The organism is Arthrobacter sp. TE12231, from assembly GCF_054062895.1.
The window spans coordinates 3,423,552-3,448,073 of record NZ_JBSSFS010000001.1 but is presented as its reverse complement, the minus strand read 5'-3'; the positions used below and the strand labels follow the sequence as shown (position 1 = coordinate 3,448,073).

Genomic DNA, 24,522 nt, shown 5'->3' with positions numbered 1-24,522 from the left:
CTGCTACTTGGCCTTCGGCACCGTACGGAGCACGATCGCGGCCAGGACGCAGGCCCCGGACATCAGGACCAGTGCGATGGCGGCCGTGATGTGGACGCCGGAGTCGAAGGCAGTACGCGCGGCCGACGTCACGGATTCCGCCAGGGGAGCGGGGAGCATCCCGGCGAGCTCCACCGCGCCGGCGAGGGTTTCGCCGGCCTGGCTCGTCGCTCCGGCCGGCGCGAGCTCGGACACACCCGCGGGGAGCCGGAGGTTGCCCTGGTACGAGGCCGTGAGGATGGAGCCGAGGATCGCGGTGCCCAGCAGGGACCCCACCTCATAGCCGGTCTCGGAGATCGCGGCGGCGGCCCCCGACTTGTCGGCCGGCGCGGCGCCCAGGATCAGGTCGTTGGAGATGGTCTCCGCGGCACCCACTCCCAGGCAGAGGACCATCAGGGCGGCCAGGAGCAGTGACGGCCCGTGGCTGTGGTCGCCGAACGCCACCATGAAATAGCCCGCCGCGCTCAGCAGCAGGCCGCCGGCCACGACGAAACCGGGCCGGACCTTCCGCACCAGCGGGACCACCAGCAGGCCGGCAACGACGGTGGCGATGAGGGCCGGGACCATGGCGACGCCCGAGGCCGAGGGGGACTGGCCCTCCAGCAGTTGCAGGTGCTGGGCCAGGAAGAGAATGAAGCCGTTGAAGGAGAACAGCGCCAGGACGTTGGCGATGATGGCCGTGCTGAAGATCCGGTTGCCAAAGAGGCTAACGTCGAGCATCGGCGCGGTACTGTGGCCCGTCGCGCGGGCTGTGCTGTGGCCTTCGGCCAGGTTGCGCTGGCGCCGGATAAAGACATAGCCCATCAACAGGCCGACGCCGATGCTCGCGAAGGCCTCCGGCGCCGGCCCGTGCGTGGCGAGCGCCTTGATCCCATAGACCACGGGCACCATGACCAGCAGGGACAAAATGATGCTGGGCGCGTCCACGCGGCCGGGCTTCGGATCTCGGGATTCCGGGATCAGCCCCGGCCCGAGCAGCAGCAGCGGCAGGATGATCGGCACCGCGACCAGCAGGACGGCGCCCCACCAGAAGTGTTCCACGAGCCAGCCGCCGGCAATCGGGCCGAGGGCGGCACCGCCGGAGAAGCCCGCGGCCCAAATGGCCACCGCCAGGCGGCGCCGGTTGGGCTGGGGAAAGATGTTGCGGATCAAGGAGAGCGTAGAGGGCATGAGCATGGCGCCGAAGAGGCCTAGCCCCGCGCGGCCGGCGATCAGCCATTCGGCGCTCGGGGCGAACGCCGTCGCGGCCGAAACCGCGGCAAAACCCGCGCTGCCCACGAACAACAGCCTGCGGCGGCCGATCCTGTCGCCCAGGCTGCCCATCGCGACGAGCAGCCCGGCCAGGACCAGGGGGTAGGCGTCGATGATCCAGAGCAGCTGGACGCCGGAGGCGGACAGGCTGCGGGCGATGGCCGGCAGGGCGAAGGTCAGAGCGGTGTTGTCCACGGCCACGAGCAGAACGGGGAACATCAGCAGGGCCAGCGCCACCCAGTCACGCCAGGGTGCCTGGGGCCGGGTGGCCGCCGGGTTGCTGGTGGCTGTGGTAGTCGATGTGGTGCTCATGAGTCATAACTATACCGTCTGGACGGTACAGTTAAGAAATGCGGGGCCGGACGGGCATGATGGGAAGCATGCCCAGAAAACCGGTGGCCCGCGAGGCCGTCCTCGACGCCTTTGAATCCCTGCTCATCGAAGTGGGCGAACGCGCCGCGACGCTGGACGCCGTCGCCCGGCGGGCCGGCGTCTCCAAGGGCGGCCTGCTCTACCACTTCCCGACCAAGGAGGCGATGATCTCGGTCCTGCTCGAACGGCTGGACCGGCATCTGGCCGCGGATGTCGCCGCCATGGCCGCGGCTCCGGAAGGCGCGGCGGCGTACTTCATCAAGTCCTCGGTATGGGCGGACACGCCCATGGACCGGGTTTTCGTGGCGGCCACCCGGCTCGCCGAGGTGGCGCACGAGGAAACCCAGCGCCGCTTCGCCGCAGGCCAGGCGAGCTGGCTGGAACTGCTGGCGGCCGACGTCGGGCCCGCCATGGCGAAGGCGGTCCTGTACATGGGGGACGGGCTGTACTTCAACGCCATGCTCGGACGGGGGCCCGCCGGTCCGCCCGCTGAAATCGAGGCAGACGTCGAGGGCCTCCTGGCCGCCGTCGAGAAGCTGCGCCGCTGAGGCCCTGAACTGCTCGCGCTGCGACCTCCGAGTCCGCCGAAGTCGCCGGAAGAGTGCGAGTTCGCTCGAACGTTACGGCGACCCGGCACGTTTCCGGCGAATTCGCGGTGCCGCCGCTCCTCGTAACGTGGGGCCGAAGGCGGGCGGGAGTTTGCGGACGCGCGCCCGGCATAGGACAATGATTGTTGTGACTGTTGTCACCCCCGATTGAACACCCAATTGAATACGCCTTTGATCTGCGGCGGGAGAGTCCTGCAAGTAGGTACAAGCAGGCGCCGTAGGAGCAAATCCTCCCCAGGAATCTCTCAGGCCCACGTACCGCCGCGGCAAGGCACCTCTGGAAAGTGGCAGGCTGTCCTCGACACGCTGTGCTCACCGACGGTGCAAGCGAAGCCCTCTTATACGCACGGCTGCGCGGAAACTCTCAGGTCCAATACAGAGCGGGGAGGAACCCGAATCAATGTGGCGTACCCAGCGCCGCCTGAGTTATGGAGTTCCTTGTGACTGTTACCCCAGCCTCCACGTCCTTCGTCGACCGGCACATCGGTGCCCGTCGCCAGTCCGACGTCGACGCCATGCTGAAGGCTGTCGGCTACGACACCGTCGACGCCCTTGTGGACACCGCCGTTCCGAAAGACATCCGCCAGGACTCCGACCTCGCTCTCGGCGCGGCCCTGAGCGAAGTGGAAGTCCTCGCCGAGCTGCGCAAGCTGGCCGGCAAGAACAAGACGGCCGTGCAGATGATCGGGCAGGGCTATTACGACACCGTGACCCCGGCCGTGATCCGCCGCAACATCCTCGAGGCCCCGGCCTGGTACACCGCGTACACGCCCTACCAGCCGGAAATTTCCCAGGGCCGGCTCGAGGCGCTGCTGAACTTCCAGACCATGGTCCAGGACCTCGTCGGCCTGCCGATCGCCAACGCCTCGCTGCTGGACGAAGCCACCGCCGTCGCGGAAGCCGTGCTGATGATGCGCCGCGCCAACAAGAACAAGGAAGCGCACGACGGAAAGACCGTCCTCGACGCCGACTGCCTCCCGCAGACCATCGCGATCGTCAAGGGCCGCGCCGAAGCCCTCGGCTTCGAGGTCGAGGTCGCCGATCTGTCCAAGGGCCTGCCGGAAGGCGTCATCAACGGCGTCGTCCTGCAGCAGCCGGGCGTCTCCGGCCGGGTGTTTGACCACAGCGCCGTGATCGCCGAGGCCAAGGAGCGCGGCGCGCTCGTCACGGTCGCCGCCGACCTCCTGTCCCTGACCCTGATCACGTCCCCGGGCGAGCAGGGCGCGGACATCGCCGTCGGCTCCGCCCAGCGCTTCGGCGTGCCGCTGTTCTTCGGCGGTCCGCACGCTGCCTACATGGCCGTCCAGAAGGGCCTCGAGCGCTCCATGCCCGGCCGCCTCGTGGGTGTCTCCAAGGACAACGCCGGCGTCCCCGCCTACCGTCTGGCCCTGCAGACCCGCGAGCAGCACATCCGCCGCGAGAAGGCCACCTCCAACATCTGCACCGCTCAGGCGCTGCTGGCGATCGTGTCCTCCTTCTACGCCGTCTACCACGGCCCCGACGGACTGAAGGCCATCGCGCAGACCGTCCACGGGCACGCCAAGACCATCGCCGCTTCCCTGAAGGCCGCGGGCCTGGACGTGCTGCACACCTCCTTCTTCGACACCATCACCGTCTCCGTGCCCGGCAAGGCCGCGGAAATCATCGCGGCCGCCGACGCCAAGGGCATTAACCTGCGCGCCATCGACGCCGACACTGTCGGCATCTCCGCCGATGAAGCCACGACGGCGGGCATCGTCGCCGACGTCGTCGCCGCCTTCGGGGCCACCGTGGTGGATTCCGTAGATGGCTTCGTCCTGGACGCCGCCGTCGAGCGGACCTCCGACTACCTCCAGCACCCGGTGTTCAACACCCACCGCTCCGAGACCCAGCTGCTGCGCTACATCCGCCGCCTCTCAGACCGCGACCTCGCGCTGGACCGCACGATGATCCCGCTGGGTTCCTGCACCATGAAGCTGAACGCCACGGCCGAGATGGAAGCGATTTCCTGGCCGGAATTCGCCTCCATTCACCCCTTCGCCCCGGAATCCCAGACCGCCGGCTGGCGCGAACTCATCGAGGACCTCGAAGCCCAGCTGACCGAGATCACCGGTTACGACCAGGTCTCCATCCAGCCCAACGCCGGATCCCAGGGCGAGCTCGCAGGCCTGCTGGCCATCCGCGGCTACCACCTCTCCCGCGGCGACGCCCAGCGCAACATCTGCCTCATCCCGGCCTCGGCGCACGGCACCAACGCCGCCTCGGCCGTGCTGGCCGGCATGAAGGTCGTTGTCGTGGCCACCGCCTCCGACGGCACGATCGACCACGCCGACCTGCAGGCCAAGATCGAGCTGCACAAGGACGCGCTCTCCGCGATCATGATCACCTACCCCTCCACCCACGGGGTGTACGACGCCGACGTCCGCGAGGTCTGCGACGCCGTCCACGCCGCTGGCGGCCAGGTCTACATCGACGGCGCCAACCTCAACGCCCTCGTCGGGCTGGCCCAGCCGGGTATGTTCGGCGGCGACGTCTCGCACCTGAACCTGCACAAGACCTTCTGCATCCCGCACGGCGGCGGCGGCCCCGGCGTCGGCCCGGTCGCGGCCAAGGCACACTTGGCACCCTTCATGCCGGGCAACGCTGCGGACCCGGCCAACGGCGCCGACGGCACCCCGATCTCCGCCTCCCGCTACGGCTCGGCCGGCGTGCTGCCGATCTCCTGGGCCTATGTGAAGCTCATGGGCGGCCAGGGCCTCACCGAAGCCACCAAGTCGGCCCTCCTGGCAGCGAACTACATCGCGGCCCGCCTGAACGACTCCTTCCCGGTGCTCTACACCGGCGAAGGCGGCCTGGTTGCCCACGAGTGCATCCTGGACCTGCGCGAGCTCACGGCCAAGACCGGCGTGACCGCCGAGGACGTCGCCAAGCGTCTCATCGACTACGGCTTCCACGCCCCCACCCTGGCGTTCCCGGTGGCCGGCACCCTGATGGTGGAGCCCACCGAATCCGAGGACCTCGGCGAGATCGATCGTTTCATCACGGCCATGGTCGCCATCCGCGCCGAAATCGACCAGGTGGCCCACGGTGACTTCACCGTGGAGCACAGCCCGCTGCGCAACGCGCCGCACACCGCCGCCGCGGTGATCAGCACCGACTGGACCCGCGAGTACCCGCGCGAGCAGGCCGTCTTCCCGGTCCACACGCTCAAGCAGGACAAGTACTTCCCGCCGGTCGGCCGGATCGACGGCGCCGCGGGCGACCGCCACCTGATCTGCTCCTGCCCACCCCTCGAAGCCTTCGAGGACCACTCCGACGACTCCGCCTCCGCCAACTAAGGACAGCCAACGATGACTGAGAATTACACGGCCCTGTACGAAGAGCACAAGAAGCTCGGCGCCTCCTTCACGGACTTCGGCGGCTGGCAGATGCCCCTGAAGTACAGCTCCGAACTCGCCGAGCACCACGCCGTCCGCAACTCCGCGGGCCTGTTCGACCTCTCCCACATGGGCGAAGTCTGGGTCACCGGCCCGGACGCCGCGGCCTTCCTCGACTACGCCCTGGTCGGCAAGATCTCCGCCATGGCGATCGGCAAGGCCAAGTACTCGCTGATCTGCAACGAGGACGGCGGCATCATCGACGACCTCATCACCTACCGCCGTGGCGAGCAGAAGTTCCTGGTGGTCCCCAACGCGGGCAACGCCAAGGTGGTCGCAGCTGCCATGGCTGAGCGCGCTGCAGGCTTTGAGGTCACCGTCCAGGACGCCTCCGCCGAAACCTCGCTGATCGCCGTGCAGGGTCCCAAAGCGGAGGCCATCCTGCTCCGCCTTGTCCCGGCCGCGCAGCACGAGCTCGTCACCGGCCTGAAGTACTACGCCGCCGTCGAGGTGCCCTTCATGGTCGGCGGCGCCAGCCAAGACCTCTTGCTGGCCCGCACCGGCTACACCGGCGAAGACGGCTTCGAGATCTTCGTGGACAACCACGACGCCGCAGCCCTTTGGCAAGCGCTCATCGCCATCGCCGAGGACGGCGAGCTGACCCCCGCTGGCCTCGCCTCCCGCGACTCCCTGCGGCTCGAGGCCGGCATGCCGCTCTACGGCAACGAACTCTCGCTCGAAGGCGACCCCTTCGCCGCGGGACTGGGCCCCGTCGTCGCGCTGTCCAAGGAAGGCGACTTCATCGGCAAGGCGGCCCTGGCCGCCAAGAAGGAAGCCGGCGCCGGCTCCACCACGGGCCGCAAGCTCGTCGGTCTCAAGGGCCTCGGACGCCGGGCAGGCCGCGGCCACTACCCGGTCCTCAAGGACGGCAACGTGGTGGGCGAGGTCACCTCCGGCCAGCCCTCACCCACTTTGGGCTACCCGGTTGCCATGGCCTACGTCGATGTTGAGTTCACCGAACCCGGCACGGCCTTGGACATCGATCTTCGCGGCAAGACGGAGCCCTTCGAAGTTGTCGCACTGCCGTTCTACAAGCGCCAAAAGTAGCCCGGCTGGGTCGGTCCCGGAGCCGTGTGCCTCACCGGTGCCCGGCTCCGGGGCTGGCTGGCCCCAGTTTTCACGCGTGCTCGCTCGTTCCTCGCTTAGACGCACGCTTTCGAAAACCGCGGCCGGCCAACCCCTTGGGGGCACGTCACCTTTGAGACCACGCCCTGGAACCGGAGCAACGGGAACAAGCGCCTTCGAACACCAAGGGTGCTGGGGGATGAGCCGCCTACCGGGGGTCGGCTTGTTCCAACGGGTGCCCTGTCAAGCTCGAACATTGGGGGGTGAGCTTGATGACACCCTTGAAGCCAAGAAGCAGCCCGGCCCTAGAAGATTCGAACGGCCACGGTTTCTTTCCGGAGAACTGGTGGCCCGTCCGAAACTGTTGGCCCGCGGAACTGAACTAACCGAAAGCGGCAGGGGAGCGGATTCCGGAAGCGTGCGTCTAAGGGAGCGACGCGTCCGCCCAGCGGGCGCCTTCGCGACCGAGCACGCGGAGGAATTCGGTTTCCGGCCGCGTAACCCGGCCACGGTCAGTACGTAACCCAACCACAATTGAATTAGCACCAACGACCACTCCAAGACTTAGGAAAAACACATGGCAAAAGTTGCCCCTGAACTGCAGTACTCCGACGAGCACGAGTGGGTCGCGCGTGAGGCCGGGAATGTCGTGTCCATCGGCATCTCCGCCGTCGCCACCGACGCCCTCGGCGACATTGTCTACGTCGACCTGCCCGAGGTCGGCTCCGCGGTGACCGCCGGAGAGACTTGCGGCGAGGTCGAATCGACCAAGTCCGTCTCGGACCTGTACGCCCCCGTCACGGGCGAGGTGACCGAAATCAACGCCGCCGTCGTCGAGGACCCCGCGCTGATCAACAGCGATCCGTACGGTGCCGGCTGGCTCTTCAAGGTGGCCGCTGACTCGGACGGCCCGCTGCTCTCGGCCCAGGAATACGCCTCCAAGAACGGCGGCGAACTGTGAGCGCGGGAGGGGCTGTAGGAACAGAGACTCTGGCGTTTGAGCAGGTCGTCTCGCCGAGCCTGGACGCGGACCTGTCCGCCCTGGACCCGGAGATCGCCGCGAAGATCGATGACGAGCTCACCCGCCAGCGCGAGGGCCTGGAGATGATTGCCTCGGAGAACCACACCGCCAGGGCCGTCATGCAGGCGCAGGGCTCGGTGTTGACCAACAAGTACGCCGAGGGCTACCCGGGCAAGCGCTACTACGGCGGCTGCGAGCACGTTGACGTGATCGAGCAGCTCGCGATCGACCGGGTCAAGGCCCTGTTCGGCGCCGAGTACGCCAACGTCCAGCCGCACTCCGGCGCGCAGGCCAACGCCTCCGTGATGCACGCCCTGATCCGTCCGGGCGACACCATCATGGGCCTGAACCTGGCCCACGGCGGGCACCTGACCCACGGCATGAAGATCAACTTCTCCGGCCGGCTCTACAACGTCATCCCGTACCAGGTCCGCGAGGATGACCACCGGATCGACATGGCCGAGGTCGAACGCCTGGCCCAGGAGCACAAGCCGCAGCTGATCGTTGCCGGCTGGTCCGCGTACGCCCGCCAGCTCGACTTCACCGAGTTCCGCCGGATCGCCGACTCCGTGGGCGCCTACCTCATGGTGGACATGGCCCACTTTGCCGGCCTCGTGGCGGCCGGGCTGCACCCGAGCCCGGTCCCGCACGCCCACGTCACGACGTCCACCACGCACAAGACCCTCGCCGGTCCGCGCGGCGGCATCATCCTCAGCAACGACGCCGACATCGCGAAGAAGATCAACTCCGCGGTGTTCCCCGGCCAGCAGGGCGGCCCGTTGGAGCACGTGATCGCCGGCAAGGCCGTGGCCTTCAAGATCGCCGCGTCCCCGGAGTTCAAAGAACGCCAGGAACGCGTCCTTGCCGGCGCGCGGATCCTCGCCGACCGCCTGCTCCAGCCGGACGTCACCGCCAAGGGGATCAACGTGATCTCCGGCGGCACCGACGTGCACCTGGTCCTCGTGGACCTGCGCAACTGCGAGCTCAACGGGCAGGAAGCCGAGGACCGCCTGGCGGCCATCGACATCACCGTCAACCGCAACGCCGTCCCGTTCGACCCGCGCCCGCCGATGGTCACCTCGGGGCTGCGGATCGGCACCCCGGCGCTGGCCACCCGCGGCTTTGGCGAAGCGGCCTTCACCGAGGTCGCCGACATCATCGCCGAGGCCCTGACCGCCGACGCCGGCGCGGACCTGTCCGGTCTGCGCACCCGGGTGGAGGCCCTCGCCGCCGCCCACCCGCTGTACCCCTCGGTTGATAACCTCGCCTAGGCGACGTATCACTGAAGTAGACACGACGCCGGGCGGGCCGCGGCCACAAGCCGCCGCCCGGCGTCGTGCATCCGGCGGTACTGCCGCCGACCGGCGGCCGCGCCGCCTTCCGGCAAGACCCTCTGCCGGGCCACAGCAAGACCTAGTTAGGAACCGACAATGGCTGTTGGAGTCTTTGACCTCTTTTCCATCGGAATAGGGCCATCCAGCTCGCACACCGTGGGCCCCATGCGGGCCGCCGCCGTCTTCGCCGAAGAACTCAAGGCTTCCGGCGACCTGGACAAGGTGGCGTCCCTGCGCGTTGACCTCTATGGCTCGCTTGCCGCCACGGGCCACGGCCACGGCACGATGACCGCCATCCTGCTCGGGCTTGAGGGCTTCCACCCCGAACTGATCCTCCCCGAGGAAGTGGAAGGCCGGCTCGCCACGATCGCGGAGACCGGCATCCTGCAACTGGCCGGAGCTGTTTCCCTGCCGTACGGCGTGAAGGACATGGTCCTGCGGCCGCTCACCATCCTGCCCCGGCACACCAACGGGATGACGTTCACCGTCTCGGACGCCGACGGCGAGGTCCTCCACAGCGCCACGTTCTTCTCCGTGGGCGGCGGCTTCATCGTCCGCGAGGGCGAGGAAGAGGCGGCCCTGAAGGAACTCGACGAATCGAAGAAGGAACTTCCCCTGCCGTTCCGGACGGCCGCGGAACTGCTGGGCCGCTGCCAGTCCAAGGGCCTCTCGATCGGTGAGATCATGTTCGTCAACGAGCGAGCCTCGCGCACCGAGGAGGAGATCCGCGAGGGGCTCCTGCACATCTACTCGGTGATGGAGGGCTGCGTCGAGGTCAGCCTCAAGCGCGTCGGGCTGCTGCCCGGCGGCCTCAAGGTCCGGCGTCGGGCCCCCGACTGGCACGAGCGCCTCATGAAGGAGGACAAGGACCGGGACCCGAAGTACTGGCAGGAATGGGTCAACCTGATCGCGCTGGCCGTGAACGAGGAAAACGCCTCGGGCGGCCGTGTGGTCACCGCCCCCACCAACGGCGCCGCGGGCATCATCCCGGCCGTGCTTTACTACGCGCTGCACTTCGCACCCGGCATGGATAAGGCCACCCAGGCCGACCGCGACGACGTCGTGGTCAAGTTCCTGCTGACCGCGGCCGCCGTCGGCGTGCTGTACAAGGAACAGGCCTCGATCTCCGGCGCGGAGGTCGGCTGTCAGGGCGAGGTGGGCTCGGCGTCGTCGATGGCCGCCGCCGGCCTGGCCGAAGTCATGGGCGGCACGCCCCAGCAGGTGGAAAACGCCGCGGAAATCGCGATGGAGCATAACCTTGGCCTGACCTGTGATCCGATCGGCGGCCTCGTCCAGATCCCCTGCATCGAACGCAACGCGATCGCCGCGGCGAAGGCCATCAACGCCGCCAAGATGGCCCTGTGGGGCGACGGCTCGCACCGGGTCTCCCTCGACGAGGTCATCGTGACCATGCGCGAGACCGGCAAGGACATGAGCTCCAAGTACAAGGAAACCGCGATGGGCGGCCTAGCCGTGAACGTCGTGGAGTGCTAGCGGGCTAGCCGGCGCCCGCCGGGGCCACTTGCGGCGGACGCTAGTTGTGCAGGGCCGCCCACAGATTCAGCGTGGACGCGAACACGATCCAGGACAGGTAGGGCAGCATCAGCAGCCCTGCCGTCCGGCTGATGGGCCCGAAGAGCACCACGGTCACGGCCACCGCGACGGCGAGTGCCACGATGATCCCGAACGCGATCCACAGCGCCGGCGTCCCGAGGACCGGGTACAGGGCAAAGAAGGCCGGGGTCCACAGCAGGTTCAGCACCAGTTGGAGCCCGTAGGCGGTGAGCGCCGTCCTGGACCCTTCGGCGTGTTTGCGCCAGACCAGCCACGCCGCGACGGCCATGGCGGTGTACAGGAGCGTCCAGACCGGGCCGAAGACCCAGTTGGGCGGGGACCATGGCGCCTTGTCCGCCGTGGCGTACCAGCCGTTGACGTGGTTGGCCGTGGCCAGGCCGCCCAGGGCCGCAACGAGCGCCGACGCGCCGAGGAACACGAACAGTGCGATCACCTGGGAGCCGCTTCCGGCGTCTCGTGAGCGTCCGCCGGGCGCCCCGGGACGGCCTTCCAGCGGTTGTTGCTGAGCCTGCATGAGACCAGCGTAACCGTCTTGTCCGGACCGGCGGCAGGGTGCGGACCGATAGACTTGGGGCTGCATGTCCGCATGCCGCCGACGCTCGTACCGCAATGATTGGATGCCGCACCCTTGCGTGAATTCACTGCCCGCTTTGCCTCCGCCGAAGAGATTGCCAACTGGGATGCCCACGTCACCGCGAACCCCAACGGCGGCAATCTCCTGCAATCCGAAGCCTTCGCCGAGGTTAAGCAGCACTTTGGCTGGAAACCCCTGCACCTGGTCTACGAGACGGCGGACTACACGAGCTACAACCTGGTCCTGGAGAAGTCCTTCCCGCTGCTCGGAAAGCTGTGGTATCTGATCAAGGGCCCCGACGTGGCGTCTGTCGACGACATCCCCGGGATCACCGCCGCGAACGCGGACTTCGTGAAGCGGGCCAGGCTGGGCGTCTTCGCAATCAAAATCGAGCCGGACATCATCCTCTCCGACGACGCCGCCCGGGTCCTTGAAGGCGCCGGACTCGTCAAGACCCACAACCTGCAGCCGAACGACTCCACGGCGCTTCTTGACATTGCGCCGGAGGAAAACCAGCTGCTGCGCAACCTGCACTCCCGCGGCCGCAATGCCGTGCGCCGGGCCATCCGCGAGGGCGTGGAGGTCCACAACGTCGAACCCACGGATGAGAATTTCCGGGCCATGTATGCCCTGATGACCACCACGGTGGAGGCCAAATCCCAGGTCCGGGTCCGCGAGTATGAGTACTACCGCCAGTTCTGGACCAACTTCCTGAAGCGGGACCAGGGCAGGCTGCTCTTCGTGTACGAGAACGGCGTGCCTTCGGTGGGCGCGTTCGTGATCAACTACGGCCGCAAGGGCACGTACAAGGACGGCGGGTCGCTGCAGAAGCGGGGTCAGTACGGCGACTCGCACCTTGTGCAGTGGACGGCCATCAACCAGCTCAAGGACCTTGGCTGCACCGAGTACGACTTCTGCGGCACCCCGCCGAGCGACAAGCTCAAGGACACGTCGAACCCGTTCCACGGGCTGGGCCTCTTCAAGACGAGCTTCAGCAAGACCGTGACCGACTTCGTCGGCTGCTACGACCAGGTGCTGAGCCCCTTGAAGTACAAGGCCTGGATGACGGCGGGGGAGCGCGTGGCACGCCAGCTCTACACCCGGCGCACGGGCCAGCAGTTCTACTAGGCCATCGGCAAAAACCGTCAAGGACAGTGAGGAGGCCGGAATGAACAAAGAACCCGACGGCCGCCGCAGGCCGCCCACGGACGGCCTGCCCCGGACCGAACCGATGTCGCCCATGCAGGTGCGCCAGAACGTCGCCGCTAAGCGGATGCTGCGCCGGCTGGTCCAAGGTGAAAACCCGCCGACGGCGCCGCTGAGCATCGTGGACCGGCTCGCCGGCAGCCCCTATGCCAACCCCATGATCCAGGTCGGCGGGGTGGACGCCTCGGCCCGCAAGACCATCGACTTCGCCCTCAAACTGGCGGAATCCATGTTCCGGTACGGGGCCGGCGCCCTCGAGGTCGAGACCAGCATCATTGCCATCACCGCCGCGCTCGGGTTGAAGAACATCGAGGTGGACATCACCAACCAGTCGGTGGCCATCAACTATGCCCCGAAGGACCAGACCCCCATCTCCTTGCTGCGCGTCGTGCGGTCCTGGACCAACAACTACGCGGGCCTCTCGCAGGTGCACCAGCTGGTGACGGACATCGTGGCCGGCGGCGTCGGCCGCGAGGAAGCCGTGCGCCGGCTCGAGGACATCACCCGCAGCGCCAAGCCTTTCCCGCGGTGGATGGTCACGGTGGCTTTCGGCGTGTTCTCCGCCGTCTTCGTCGGCGTCCTGGGCGGAGGGCTGGGCGCGTCCATGGTCGCGTTCATCTCCAATATGTTCGTGAGCCTGCTGGCCCGCCAGCTGGGCCGCTGGCGTACTCCGGACTTCTTCATCACGGCCTCGTGTTCGTTTCTGGTGACCATCATTGCCCTGCTGTTGTGGCGTTTCGGCAGCCCGGTGGGGATACAGATTGCCCCGGCGATCGTGGTGGTCGGCGGCATCCTGCTGCTCCTGCCCACGGGACGGCTCGTATCCTCGGTGCAGGATGCGATCAACGGCTTCCCCGTCACGGCGGCGGGCCGGTTCCTGTCCACGATGCTGACCTTCGGGGCGCTGGTCGCCGGCATCGCCGTCGGCTTCGTCGTGGGCGACATGACCGGCATGGAACCGATCGACGTCACGGAAACATTCCCGCCCAGGTATGACTTGTGGGTCATCGTGGTCCTGATCGCCATTGCGGTGCTGATGATCGGCATTACGGAACAGACCAGCGTGAAGCTGCTGCTGCCGACGGCGGCCGTGGGGGTGGTGGGCTATCTGGTCCTGATCGGGGGCGACGCCGTGGGCATCGGGTCCCGGTTCGCGCCGGCCCTCGCGGCCGTGGCGATCGGCTTGCTGGCCCGGGTGTTGGCCCTCCGGATGGGTGCTCCCCAGCTGGTCGTGGCCGTCCCCGCGGCCCTGATCCTGCTTCCCGGCCTCACCATATTCCGCTCCATGTATGTATTGACCATCGAGGAATCCGAGATTCTCATAGGCGCCGGGGGGATGCTGAACGCCGGGGCGATCGTGCTCGGCGTCGCTGCGGGGATTGTGCTCGGTGACACCCTGGCACGGCCCCTGACGCGAAGCCTCGCCAGCAACGAGCGGCGCCGGGCCCGCCGCCGCTAGGCTGTCCGGCCAGCGGTGCCTTTGGATCTGGCGCCGTTAGATCCTGTGCCGTGAGATATTCGGCCTCAGATCTTGCCTATCGGCAGCTTCTTCTCCGCCTGGAAGTCGTCCTCCACGCGGCCCTTGGCCCAGTAGCCGGAGAGGGAAACCTGGGTCCGCTCCAGCCCGCGCTGCACGTAGAAAACGCTGCGCAGGCCCTTCATGTAACCCCGCTCGCCGTGGGCAAAGACCTGGACGCGGCCCTCGGGCCACTCGGCCTCGCGCACGGCCGTGACCAGCAGTTCGCTCTCGCCGGCGGGGACGCCGCTGCGCAGCAGCCAGCGCAGTTCGACGCCGGCAGGCGCCGCGATCGCCTGGATGTCGGCGTCGCTGTCCACCTCGAGGAAGGCGAGGCCGCGGGCGTCTTGGGGCAGCGACTCGATGGCGGCGCCGATGGCCGGGAGCGCCGATTCATCGCCGGCAAAGAGGTGCCAGTCCGCCGTCGGGTCCGGGTTGTAGCCGCCGCCTGGGCCCGTGAAAGTGAGGCGGTCACCGGGCTTGGCCGCTGCTGCCCAGGGGCCCGCGAGGCCCTCGTCGCCGTGGATGACAAAGTCGATGGCGAGTTCCTGGGCCGCCGCGTCCACCCAACGGACCGTGTAGGTCCGGGTGAACGGCCACTGGCTGCGCGGCATGGATTCCCGGATGGCCCACAAGTCCAGGGGGTCCGGGTAGTCGATGCCCGGCTGCGGAAACACGATCTTGACGTACCGGTCCACATAGTCGTTGTTGACATACCCGGCGAAGCCCGGGCCGCCAGCGATGATCCGGACCATGTGCGGGGAGAGCTGTTCCCGGCGCAGGACTGTCAGGTCAGTCTGGGGGCGCGAGTTCTTGTTGGCTGTGGTGGCGGCGGGGACGGAGGTCATGCAGCTAAGCCTAACCAAGAACCCCGGCCGGGAACCCCGGCGGGGAGGCCTGTTACGGCAGCGGCGGCAGTTCCCAGTCGACGGTCCCGTTGCCCTGTTCCTGCAGCAGCGTGTTGGTCCGGCTGAACGGCCTGGAACCGAAGAAGCCCCGGGATGCCGAGAGCGGGCTGGGGTGGGCGCTGGCGATCACGGCGGCGGACCCCAGCAGTGGTCTGACGGACTCGGCATCCTTTCCCCACAGGATCACGACGAGGGGAGCCGTGCCAGCGCCGTCCGCGGACACGCGATGCGCGACAGCCCGGATGGCCGCCGCCGTGACGGCTTCCCAGCCCTTGCTCCGGTGCGAACCGGCCGCGCCGGCGCGGACGCTGAGGACCCGGTTGAGGAGCAGCACGCCCTGCTCCGCCCAGCGGCTAAGGTCCCCGTGGACGCGGGGCGGGAAGCCGAGATCGGCCTCAAGTTCCTTGTAGATGTTCGCGAGGCTGCGGGGGATCGGCCGGGTGCCACCATCGACGGCGAAGGACAGCCCGACGGCGTGCCCCGGCGTCGGATACGGGTCCTGTCCCACGATCAGGACCCGCACGCCGGACAGCGGCTGCCGGAAAGCGCGCAGGAGGTTGGACGGCGACGGGAGGACCTCATGACCCGCGGCCGCGTCGCTGGCGAGGTAGTGCAGGACGTCCCGCAGCTGTGGCTCCACCGGCGCCAGCGCCTCGGCCCAGTCCTGGGCAACCAGCTCGCTCAGCGGCTGGCGTGCCAGCTCCGCGAAGCTGAGGTTGTCGGCGGCTGCGGGCTCCAGCTCGAACAGGGCATCGGAATCAAACACAGGTCCCATTCTCCCGCACGTCCGCGCGCGCCGCCCGTTCCTGGACCGCGCCCAAATGACAACCCTGTCGTTCGGCCGTAGCATGGGACTGACTTTTTACCGGATCCAGCCAAGGGAGTGTGTCGTGGCCGAAACAGCGCAAGAGCACGTGCTCGCGGGGGATTTTGACGGAATTTCCGAGTCGGGGGACAGCCTGGGGGCGGTGGCGGACGAATCGCCGCTGAGTGCCCGTGACCAGCAGATGCTTGCTTTGGAGCGGCAGTGGTGGAAGTACGCCGGGGCCAAGGAACAGGCCATCCGCGAGCTCTTCGACCTTTCCGCCACGCACTACTACCAGATCCTCAACGCCCTCATCGATACCGAGGAGGCGCTGGCCCACGATCCCATGCTGGTCAAGAGATTGCGTAGACTACGTACATCACGCCAACGTGCCCGCACTGCCCGTCGTCTGGGAACAGATTCGTAAAGTAGCGCCACGCGCAGCCGGATTCGCAGGTCCTGTTGCGCCCGCTTCCGGCCTCGGGCACCCCGTATGAAATCAGCAAGGACGTCGTTTAACCATGACCAAATACGCTCGGGATGAATTTGATCGGGTCCCCGAGACCTCTACCCGGCAGGGTGTCCACCGGACCGTCGCCGAATCGCGCCGCCGGAGCCTGGTTCCCATCCTGGCGGCGGGCTGCATAGCGCTGGCCATCGGCCTGGTGGCCTTCCTGATCCTGCCCAAGCTCGGCTTTTCTGCGGGCCAGGCATCGGCCGTCTCCGCCGGCAGCAGCGCGTCCGCCAGCAGCAGCCCGTCTGCTACGAGCCCGGCGAGCCCCAGTCCCGAGGCGACCAGCACGGCCCCGGCCAGCCCCGAAGCTGCCACGACGGCGCCGGAAGCCTCGCCCTCTGCAACACCGGGGGACACTGCCGCCGGCGTGGACAAGACGCAGCCGGTGACGATCTATAACGGGACCACCACCGCCGGCCTCGCCAGCAGGGTCGGCGGCACCGTCAGTTCCGCCGGCTGGGTCCTGGGCCAGACGGGCAACTGGCCCGGCGTTCCCCAGCAGACGTCGGTGATTTTCTACAGCAGCGTGGACCAGAAGGGCAACGCCGAGGCTCTGGGAACGCTCCTGGGCATCGACACCCTGGTGGAGTCCGCCGAGTTCAACATGCCTCTCGTCGTGGTGATCGGCCCCGGCTTCCAGTAACCCATTCCGGTTACGCCTCAATAACTATTCACCGGCGGGTCTGCCCGTCACCGGCATTACTGCGGGACGCTGTGGATACAGTGGCTGCGGATTTCTCTTCGCAGTCCGCGGCGCACATCGACGTGGGCCGCACGCAAGCTAGTTGAAAGTGTGGACACCATGGCACTGGGAACCGTCAAATGGTTCAACGCCGAAAAGGGCTACGGCTTTATCACTGTCGACGGGTCCGAGAACGACGTCTTCGTGCACTGGTCCGCGATCATCGGGGAAGGCTACCGCGCCCTGGATGAGGGCCAGCGGGTGGAGCTGGAAATCGGCGAGGGCGAAAAGGGCCCGCAGGCTGAAAGCGTTCGGCCCGCCTAGTGGCACTTCCCGCCCTCACGGACACCCCGCGGGACACCGCCCGGCGTCGCACAGGAGCTTTCCCGTTGGGCCGCGCCCTGGCAGCGGGAACGGTAACGGCCCTGGCACTGACAGGCTGCCTGGGGCCTGCGGGCAGCGCCCGCGTGGCCAGCGCCGACGCCAGTGGCGACGGTACCCTGCGCATCGGCCTAATCCTGGACAACACCGGGCGGCAGAACTTCCTCAACGCCCCCCAGCTCGCGGCCGCACAGCTTGCCGTCAAGGACATCAACGCCGCCGGCGGCCACAAAGGCAAACCCGTGGAGCTGCTGCCGGAAACCATCAGCACGGACACCGCCGCCCAGGCCAAAGCGCTCGTGGCCGCCAAGGCCGACGTCGTGATCGGTCCCACTGATTCCAGCCGTGCCCCGGCCGCCATCGACGTGCTGTCCAACGCCAAGGTAGCGCTCATTTCGCCGGCCAACTCTGCCAGCGGGCTCAGCAACTACAAGAGCGGCGGCTACTACTTCCGCACCGCGGCGGCCGACGTCGCCCAGGCCTCCGTCCTGGCCAAGCTGGCCAAAGACGGCGGCGCGAATACCCTGGCCGTCCTGCACGAGGAAGGTGACTACGGCAAGGATGTCGCCGCCGCCGTCGACAGTGCGGCCAAGCAGTCCGGCATGGACACCGTGGCGGACGCGGAGTTCAAACCGGGCCAGGCGCAACAAGCTGTTGCCGCCGCGAAAGCCGCGAATCCCGACGCCGTGGTCCTGGTCGCGCGCGATGGCGCCCAGGGCGCCATCGCCGAACTGAACAACGCCGGCCTTGCTGGGAAGAAACTCGTCCTCAGCGACGGAGCAGTCAACCAGTACGGCTCCGGGCTGGGCGCACGCGCTCTCGACGGCGCACGCGGGATCCTGCCCGGTGTGTTCCCCTCCGCCGCCTTCCAGGCGGACCTCGTGGCGGTAGATCCCGGGCTGAAGGACATGACGTTCGCCGCCGAGACGTACGACGCCGTCATCCTGGCCGCCGTCGCTGCCGCCGCGGCAGAGGACGACGCCGGAACCTCCATCGCGGCGTCCCTCGTCCCCATCTCCGGCGGCGCCGCGGCAGCAGACGGCCAGACCGCCAGCCCGGCCGCTAGCAAGGTGTGCACGAGCTACAAGGACTGTGAAGACGCGCTGCATGCAGGCCAGCGTCCGGACTACGACGGCCAGTCCGGACGGATCAGCTTCGATTCCCACGGGGACATCACTCAGGCGAACTACGTGGTCTACACCTACGGCGAGGACAACATGGCCAAGATGAGCGGCACGGAGACCGCCAGCAGCAACGGCGGCTGATCGCTCATAGCGTATTGGGCCCGCGTGGCGGGCGGTTCGGGCCGGCCACTGCTTGCACTCTCCCCGGGGGAGTGCTAATTATTGAGTTAGCACTCCAGCGCACTGACTGCTAACACGACGCCCGGTCCGCCCGGCCGCGAAGTGAGGCGGCCGGTCCAGGAGCTAAAGAAACACCTTGCTGGGGTGAGATCCCGGACCCAGCGGCATACAGAGGCCGCCGGGTTGGGATCGTCCGTCGCGGGCACCGCAGCGAAGGTTCATTCTTAACGACTGTCCCGAAAGGACTACTGCCGTTATGGCCAAGATCATTGCATTTGATGAAGAGGCACGCCGCGGTCTTGAGCGGGGCCTGAACATCCTCGCCGACGCCGTCAAGGTCACCCTCGGCCCGCGGGGACGCAACGTCGTCCTCGAAAAGAAGTGGGGCGCCCCCACGATCACCAACGATGGTGTTTCCATCGCCAAGGAGATCGAGCTGGACGATCCTTACGAGAAGATCGGCGCCGAGCTGGTCAAGGAAGTTGCCAAGAAGACGGATGACGTCGCTGGCGACGGCACCACCACGGCCACCGTGCTGGCCCAGGCCCTGGTCAAGGAAGGCCTGCGCAACGTCGCGGCCGGCGCTGACCCGCTGTCCCTCAAGCGCGGCATCGAGAAGGCCGTCGAAGCCGTCACTCGCGAGCTCCTGGCCTCCGCCAAGGAAATCGAGACCAAGGAAGAGATCGCCGCCACCGCGTCCATCTCTGCTGGCGACAACGAGATCGGCGCCCTGATCGCCGAAGCCCTCGACAAGGTCGGCAAGGAAGGCGTCATCACGGTCGAGGAGTCGAACACGTTCGGCCTCGAGCTGGAGCTCACCGAAGGCATGCGCTTCGACAAGGGCTACATCTCCGCTTACTTCGTCACAGACGCCGAGCGCCAGGAAACGGTCCTTGAGGATCCCTACATCCTGATCGTCAACTCCAAGATCTCCAACGTCAAGGAACTGGTTGCTGTCCTCGAAAAGGTCATGCAGTCCAACAAGCCGCTGCTGATCATTGCCGAAGACATCGAGGGCGAGGCCCTGGCCACCCTGATCGTCAACAAGATCCGCGGCACCTTCAAGTCCGTTGCCGTCAAGGCTCCGGGCTTCGGCGACCGCCGCAAGGCGCAGCTGGCCGACATCGCCATCCTCACCGGTGGCCAGGTCATCTCCGAGGAAGTCGGCCTCAAGCTTGAGACCGCCGGACTCGAACTCCTCGGCAAGGCCCGCAAGGTTGTTGTCACCAAGGACGAGACCACCATCGTTGAGGGTGCAGGCGACGCCGACCAGATCGCCGGCCGCGTGTCCCAGATCCGCGCCGAGATCGAGAACTCGGATTCCGACTACGACCGCGAGAAGCTGCAGGAGCGCCTGGCCAAGTTGGCCGGCGGCGTTGCAGTCATCAAGGCCGGTGCCGCAACCGAAGTCGAGCTCAAGGAACGCAAGCACCGCATTGAGGACGCTGTCCGCAACGCCAAGGCTGCTGTTGAAGAGGGCATCGTCGCCGGCGGTGGCGTTGCCCTGATCCAGGCCGGTGCCAAGGCATTCGCGAACCTGCAGCTCTCCGGTGACGAAGCAACCGGTGCGAACATCGTCCGCGTTGCCATCGACGCCCCGCTGAAGCAGATCGCCTTCAATGCCGGCCTCGAGCCCGGCGTCGTGGTGGACAAGGTCCGCGGCCTGCCCGCAGGCCACGGCCTCAACGCAGCCACCGGCGAGTACGTCGACCTGCTGGCCGCCGGCATCAACGACCCGGTCAAGGTAACCCGCTCTGCCCTGCAGAACGCGGCTTCCATCGCCGGTCTGTTCCTCACCACCGAGGCCGTTGTGGCCGACAAGCCGGAGAAGAACTCCCCGGCTATGGGCGGCGGCGACGACATGGGCGGCATGGGCGGCATGGGCGGTTTCTAACCACCCGGCTTCCAGCCACCTGAACTAATTGTTCAACGACGGCGGTCCCACCTTCGGGTGGGGCCGCCGTCGTCGGTTAAGCACATCCCCGCCCGGACACCCTCCCTCACTTAACGCACTGATCCAGCCGACGCCGCCTCAGGTATCACGGTGATCACGCGACTGCTCTGCTGAGAACGGCGGTGAGGGAGCGTTGCGTGGTGGGGGAAGGATGTGAGGGGCGCCGGGTGGTTTGTTGCCGACGTGAGGGGGCGTCGGTGGACGTCGGCGGGGTCTGGCAGGATAGATCAGTGACGATTACAGCAGCGGCCGACGGTTCGGCCTTAGGAAATCCCGGCCCGGCCGGCTGGGCCTGGTACGTGAATGACGACTGCTGGCGCGCCGGCGGATGGCCCCACGGCACCAACAACCAGGGCGAGTTGATGGCGGTGCTGGACCTGTTCCGGGCCACGGCTCACGTGCCCGGCGAAGACCTGCTCATCCTCTGCGACAGCCAGTACGTCATCAACGCCGTGACCAAGTGGATGCCCGGCTGGAAACGCAAGGGCTGGCGCAAGGCGGACGGCAAGCCGGTGCTGAACGTCGACCTCCTCAAGGACATCGACCAGGCCCTCGTCGGCCGCAAGTACACCTTCGAATGGGTGCGGGGCCACGCAGGTCACGAGCTCAACGAAGCGGCAGACGACCGCGCCCGGGCAGCTGCCACGGCGTACCAGCAAGGCGTGGCCGTCCGGCAGGGTCCCGGATTCGGGACAGCGGCAGTCGGGACGCCACCAGCAGCCCACGCGGTCTCCACGACGCCGCAGGCGGCCCCTCAGGCAGCGCAGGCAACGGCGGCCCCGTCCAGGGCGGCGGCCCCGCAGCAGGCCATGCGACCGACCCAGTCCGCGGCTCCCTCCGGCCAACAGCAACTCTTCGGCCCACCAGGCGCCTTCGACGAGCCGGACCTCTTCAGCGAACTCGAAGAAGAACCGGCCGCAGCCTTGGCGGAGACCAGCCCCGAAGCAGTGGTCGAGTCGCTCGAGCGGGAACTGCTCCAACCGGAAACCCGGGCGGACATGGGCCGCACAGCAGTCCTGCTCCACCCCGACTTCACCGAAATCGGCAGCTCCGGACGCATCTGGACCCGCGACGCCATGATGATGGCCCTGGAGGACAACCCGGGCGGACCCGCCGAACTGGAACTGCTGGGCGCGGACCGGCTGGGAGAGAAGACCGTGCTCCTGACGTACCGCAGCCACACGCGCGAGGGATCAGCCCTGCGCAGCTCCCTGTGGGTCCTTGAGGGCGCACAGTGGCGGCTGCGCTTCCACCAGGGCACGCCCGAGGCCTGACCCGCCCCGGGGCGGCCTGACCCGGACCCGGGAGGCTCAGGTGAAGCGCTGCACGTTCCCCAGCTCTGCCTGGTCATAGGTGGCGGCCGCCGAATTCAGTGCCAGGTTGATGGACGCCAGGGATGCTTCGACCCTGCCTTGGGTCAGCGCCCACTCGGCGACCAGGTTCTGGAAGTTTGTCGCCGCGGAGCCGCGCCAGCTGCCCTGAAGTTCGTCCAGCCCGTGTTTCATGGCGTGGACGTCCGCGCTGATCCGCTCCACCGTGGCCTTCACGTTGGCGGATTTCAGCTGGAGGAGTTCCGTATCGACGGAGATGATGCTCATGGCCGTGCCCTCTCAAATGTTCGAAGGAGGCAGCAGGGACCCGGCAACGTGACAGTCAGCGCTTGGAGTCAGTCGAAAAATCTACTGTGGTCTCTTCTCACAACACAGTTTTGCTGGACAAGCTTGCGGGGAGTGTCTGCCTCATCCGGATCTTCCGGACACCTCGAGCGTAGGCAGGCAGCGCACCGGGCGGACACCGCCGTCGGCTCCTATGTGGACAACTCCGGCGCGGACAATGCCGTGGCGTCTTCGTCCAGGAACGGGATGCTGACCACCAGCGTGGCGCCGCCGCCGTCGGTCTTTTCGACCCGCACGGACCCGGAATGCGCGCCGATGATGGCAGCCACGATGGCCAGGCCAAGTCCGCTGCCGCCGGTTTCCCGGGTCCGCGACGTATCGGCCCGGTAGAAGCGCTCGAAGATCCGGGCCGCCTCCTCATCCGGGACGCCCGGTCCGTGGTCTCGGACCTCGATTACGGAGTGCCGTGCGCCGTCCGGCGCGGTCCGGACCCCGACGCCAATCTCGATCGGGCTGCCCTCCGGCGTATACCGCAGGGCATTGCCCACCAGGTTGCTCACCACCTGGCGCAGCTTGGCTTCATCGCCCAGGACCGGGGCAGCAGCCGGGGCAGCTCCGTCGAGTCCGGTGAGGGTGATGGTGCGGCTGCGGTCGCTGGCCTGGGTGTCCACCACGGCATCGTTGGCCAGGAGCAGCAGATCCGCCGGTTTCTGCTGCAGCGGGCGCTGTTCGTCGATTCTCGCGAGCAGCAGAAGGTCCTCGACCATGGCCCCCATGCGCTTGGCTTCGCTCTCGATCCGTCCCATCGCGGTGGCCACGTCTTCCGGCGTGGACAGCGCGCCGTGCCGGTAGAGCTCGGAGAATCCCCGGATGGTCACCAGCGGGGTGCGCAGTTCGTGTGAGGCGTCGGCCGCGAAGCGCCGCATCTTGGCCTCGGATGCCATCCGGGCGGCGAATGCTGTTTCGATGTGCGCGAGCATGGCATTGAGCGAACTCCCGAGCCGGCCCACCTCAGTGCCCGGGTTTTCAACCTCCACGCGCCGGGACAAGTCTCCGGCGGCGATGGCGGCGGCCGTCTTCTCCACGCGAGCCAGCGGCCGGAACGACCGCGATACGGTCCACGTGGCGATGAAGAATGCCAGGACCAGCGTCAGCAGACCCACCCCCACGACCACCAAGGCGGCGTGTTCCATCACGGAATCGACGGGGTCCAGGGGCAGGCCGATCACGACGACGGCGCTGCGCTGGTTGTTGTCCACCACGTTGACCGCCACGACCCGCCAGTTGCCGCCGTCGGTGCCGCGCACCTGGAAGGGCGCCTGCTGGCGTTCCCGGGCTTCGACCGTGGAGAAAGTCTTGATGGCGGGGTGGGAGTCCTTGTCGCCGCCAAACGTGTAAGGGGGCGCGCCCGGGCTGAAGAGCATCAGCGAATAGTCGGTGGGAACGGTGGAGGTCGTTTCCTGCAACTGGCTGAAGGACTGCTGCTGACGCGCGGAATCGACGGCGGCCCGGAGCTTGTCATCCACCTGGCCCTGCAGGAAGCTGTGCAGCAGGGTCAGCGTGCCCGCACCCGTGGCCGTAAGGGCCACGAGCATGAGCGCCATCATGATGGCCACGAGCTGCGACCGCAGAGACGCCGACTTCCAGCGGTACAGCAAGGTCAGCGCTTCTCCGCTGTCCGCAGGACGTAGCCGACGCCGCGCTTGGTCTGGATCAGTGCCGGGGCATCGGGATCGATGTCCACTTTGCGGCGCAGGTAGGAGATGTAGGACTCCACGATGGAGGCATCGCCGTTGAAGTCGTACTCCCAGACGTGGTCCAGGATCTGGGCCTTGGACAGGACCCGGTTCGGGTTGAGCATGAGGTAGCGCAGGAGTTTGAATTCGGTGGGGGACAGCTCAATCACGGTCCCGCCGCGGCGGACCTCGTGGGCGTCGTCGTCGAGCTGGAGGTCATCGACCCGGATCACGGCGTCGTCGTCGACCTGGGGCTGCGTGCGCCGGAGAACGGCGCGGATGCGGGCCACCACCTCGTCGAGGCTGAACGGCTTGGTGACGTAGTCGTCCCCGCCCACGGTCAGGCCGGTGACTTTGTCTTCGGTGTCGTCCTTGGCCGTGAGGAACAGGACGGGGAAGTGCTTGCCGGCGGCACGCAGGCGCCGGGTGACGGTGAAGCCGTCCATGTCCGGCAGCATGACGTCCAGGACTGCCAGATCGGGGGCGTGCTCCTCCGCGGCGGCCAGTGCCTCGCGCCCGCTGCCGGCGGAGACAACTTCAAAACCTGCAAAACGCAGGGACGTTGACAGCAGCTCGCGGATGTTGGGTTCATCATCGACGACGAGCAGCTTGGCTTCGGGACCGTTCTTCTTCATGCTCCCATGA

General features: G+C 67.5%; 21 protein-coding genes and 2 riboswitches. Of the genes, 14 read left to right on the top strand and 7 right to left on the bottom strand.

Annotated features, from left to right (window positions below; translation table 11 throughout):
- Positions 1–3 precede the first annotated feature (3 nt).
- Positions 4–1,602, bottom strand: a complete 1,599-nt coding sequence (locus ACVWYS_RS15400; RefSeq protein WP_456507433.1) for an MFS transporter — start codon at positions 1,600–1,602, stop codon at positions 4–6.
- Positions 1,603–1,670: 68 nt separating this feature from the next.
- On the opposite strand from ACVWYS_RS15400, the gene ACVWYS_RS15395 reads away from it, so the two are divergent.
- The 6 genes from ACVWYS_RS15395 (at position 1,671) to ACVWYS_RS15370 (ending at position 10,600) form a co-directional block, all read left to right on the top strand.
- A complete protein-coding gene (locus tag ACVWYS_RS15395) occupies positions 1,671–2,210 on the top strand; it encodes a TetR/AcrR family transcriptional regulator (RefSeq protein ID WP_116767039.1) in 540 nt (179 codons plus the stop codon).
- A gap of 232 nt (positions 2,211–2,442) precedes the next feature.
- Positions 2,443–2,541: riboswitch (glycine riboswitch) on the top strand.
- Position 2,542: 1 nt separating this feature from the next.
- Positions 2,543–2,659, top strand: a riboswitch (glycine riboswitch).
- Positions 2,660–2,698: 39 nt separating this feature from the next.
- The gene (gene gcvP / locus ACVWYS_RS15390; RefSeq protein WP_456510007.1) at positions 2,699–5,587 is read left to right on the top strand and encodes an aminomethyl-transferring glycine dehydrogenase; all 2,889 of its coding nucleotides are present in this window, start codon (positions 2,699–2,701) and stop codon (positions 5,585–5,587) included.
- 12 nt (positions 5,588–5,599) lie between these two features.
- A complete protein-coding gene (gene gcvT / locus ACVWYS_RS15385; RefSeq protein ID WP_456510006.1) occupies positions 5,600–6,733 on the top strand; it encodes a glycine cleavage system aminomethyltransferase GcvT in 1,134 nt (377 codons plus the stop codon).
- A 595-nt stretch (positions 6,734–7,328) separates the two neighbouring features.
- Complete coding sequence (gcvH, locus tag ACVWYS_RS15380; protein ID WP_091251371.1) at positions 7,329–7,712, top strand: glycine cleavage system protein GcvH; 384 nt, start codon at positions 7,329–7,331, stop codon at positions 7,710–7,712.
- Positions 7,709–9,043 (top strand): serine hydroxymethyltransferase, encoded by a 1,335-nt coding sequence (glyA, locus tag ACVWYS_RS15375; RefSeq protein ID WP_456507431.1) that lies wholly within the window; start codon positions 7,709–7,711, stop codon positions 9,041–9,043. Before gcvH ends, glyA begins: the two co-directional genes overlap by 4 nt.
- A gap of 159 nt (positions 9,044–9,202) precedes the next feature.
- Positions 9,203–10,600: an L-serine ammonia-lyase gene (locus ACVWYS_RS15370; RefSeq protein WP_116766978.1), complete on the top strand. Its 1,398-nt coding sequence runs from the start codon at positions 9,203–9,205 to the stop codon at positions 10,598–10,600.
- A 40-nt stretch (positions 10,601–10,640) separates the two neighbouring features.
- On the opposite strand, the gene ACVWYS_RS15365 is transcribed toward ACVWYS_RS15370, so the two are convergent.
- A complete protein-coding gene (locus tag ACVWYS_RS15365) occupies positions 10,641–11,195 on the bottom strand; it encodes a TspO/MBR family protein (protein WP_456507430.1) in 555 nt (184 codons plus the stop codon).
- A 114-nt stretch (positions 11,196–11,309) separates the two neighbouring features.
- Here ACVWYS_RS15365 and ACVWYS_RS15360 point away from each other — a divergent pair, with 114 nt between their 5' ends.
- Both ACVWYS_RS15360 and ACVWYS_RS15355 read left to right on the top strand, forming a co-directional pair.
- Positions 11,310–12,383, top strand: coding sequence for a lipid II:glycine glycyltransferase FemX (locus tag ACVWYS_RS15360; RefSeq protein WP_344363481.1), 1,074 nt, complete (start codon positions 11,310–11,312; stop codon positions 12,381–12,383).
- 40 nt (positions 12,384–12,423) lie between these two features.
- On the top strand, positions 12,424–13,920 hold the full coding sequence (locus tag ACVWYS_RS15355; protein ID WP_456507429.1) for a threonine/serine ThrE exporter family protein: 1,497 nt from the start codon (positions 12,424–12,426) through the stop codon (positions 13,918–13,920).
- Positions 13,921–13,985: 65 nt separating this feature from the next.
- Here ACVWYS_RS15355 and ACVWYS_RS15350 read toward each other — a convergent pair whose 3' ends face one another.
- Both ACVWYS_RS15350 and ACVWYS_RS15345 read right to left on the bottom strand, forming a co-directional pair.
- Positions 13,986–14,825 (bottom strand): siderophore-interacting protein, encoded by an 840-nt coding sequence (locus ACVWYS_RS15350; RefSeq protein ID WP_456507428.1) that lies wholly within the window; start codon positions 14,823–14,825, stop codon positions 13,986–13,988.
- A gap of 52 nt (positions 14,826–14,877) precedes the next feature.
- Positions 14,878–15,660: a uracil-DNA glycosylase gene (locus ACVWYS_RS15345; RefSeq protein ID WP_456507427.1), complete on the bottom strand. Its 783-nt coding sequence runs from the start codon at positions 15,658–15,660 to the stop codon at positions 14,878–14,880.
- Positions 15,661–15,823: 163 nt separating this feature from the next.
- Between ACVWYS_RS15345 and ACVWYS_RS15340 the strand changes: the two genes are divergently transcribed.
- The 6 genes from ACVWYS_RS15340 (at position 15,824) to ACVWYS_RS15315 (ending at position 21,799) form a co-directional block, all read left to right on the top strand.
- The gene (locus tag ACVWYS_RS15340) at positions 15,824–16,117 is read left to right on the top strand and encodes a DUF3263 domain-containing protein (protein WP_456509082.1); all 294 of its coding nucleotides are present in this window, start codon (positions 15,824–15,826) and stop codon (positions 16,115–16,117) included.
- 94 nt (positions 16,118–16,211) lie between these two features.
- Positions 16,212–16,847 carry a LytR C-terminal domain-containing protein gene (locus ACVWYS_RS15335; RefSeq protein ID WP_344363493.1) on the top strand — a complete coding sequence of 212 codons (636 nt, stop codon included), beginning with the start codon at positions 16,212–16,214 and terminating at the stop codon, positions 16,845–16,847.
- Between the two features lie 159 nt (positions 16,848–17,006).
- Positions 17,007–17,210, top strand: a complete 204-nt coding sequence (locus tag ACVWYS_RS15330) for a cold-shock protein (RefSeq protein WP_139184482.1) — start codon at positions 17,007–17,009, stop codon at positions 17,208–17,210.
- Entirely contained in the window at positions 17,210–18,532 is a 1,323-nt protein-coding gene (locus tag ACVWYS_RS15325; protein WP_456507426.1) for an ABC transporter substrate-binding protein, read from the top strand. The genes ACVWYS_RS15330 and ACVWYS_RS15325 overlap by 1 nt, the downstream gene beginning before the upstream one ends.
- Positions 18,533–18,827: 295 nt before the next feature.
- Positions 18,828–20,465, top strand: a complete 1,638-nt coding sequence (gene groL / locus ACVWYS_RS15320; RefSeq protein ID WP_091251391.1) for a chaperonin GroEL — start codon at positions 18,828–18,830, stop codon at positions 20,463–20,465.
- 290 nt (positions 20,466–20,755) lie between these two features.
- Positions 20,756–21,799 carry an RNase H family protein gene (locus ACVWYS_RS15315; protein ID WP_456507425.1) on the top strand — a complete coding sequence of 348 codons (1,044 nt, stop codon included), beginning with the start codon at positions 20,756–20,758 and terminating at the stop codon, positions 21,797–21,799.
- Positions 21,800–21,835: 36 nt separating this feature from the next.
- Here ACVWYS_RS15315 and ACVWYS_RS15310 read toward each other — a convergent pair whose 3' ends face one another.
- The 3 genes from ACVWYS_RS15310 to ACVWYS_RS15300 all read right to left on the bottom strand — a co-directional run bounded on the left by ACVWYS_RS15310 (position 21,836) and on the right by ACVWYS_RS15300 (position 24,512).
- Complete coding sequence (locus ACVWYS_RS15310; protein WP_091251583.1) at positions 21,836–22,123, bottom strand: WXG100 family type VII secretion target; 288 nt, start codon at positions 22,121–22,123, stop codon at positions 21,836–21,838.
- 209 nt (positions 22,124–22,332) lie between these two features.
- On the bottom strand, positions 22,333–23,799 hold the full coding sequence (locus ACVWYS_RS15305) for a sensor histidine kinase (protein ID WP_116766970.1): 1,467 nt from the start codon (positions 23,797–23,799) through the stop codon (positions 22,333–22,335).
- A gap of 2 nt (positions 23,800–23,801) precedes the next feature.
- Positions 23,802–24,512 carry a response regulator transcription factor gene (locus ACVWYS_RS15300; protein ID WP_091251396.1) on the bottom strand — a complete coding sequence of 237 codons (711 nt, stop codon included), beginning with the start codon at positions 24,510–24,512 and terminating at the stop codon, positions 23,802–23,804.
- Positions 24,513–24,522 lie beyond the last annotated feature (10 nt).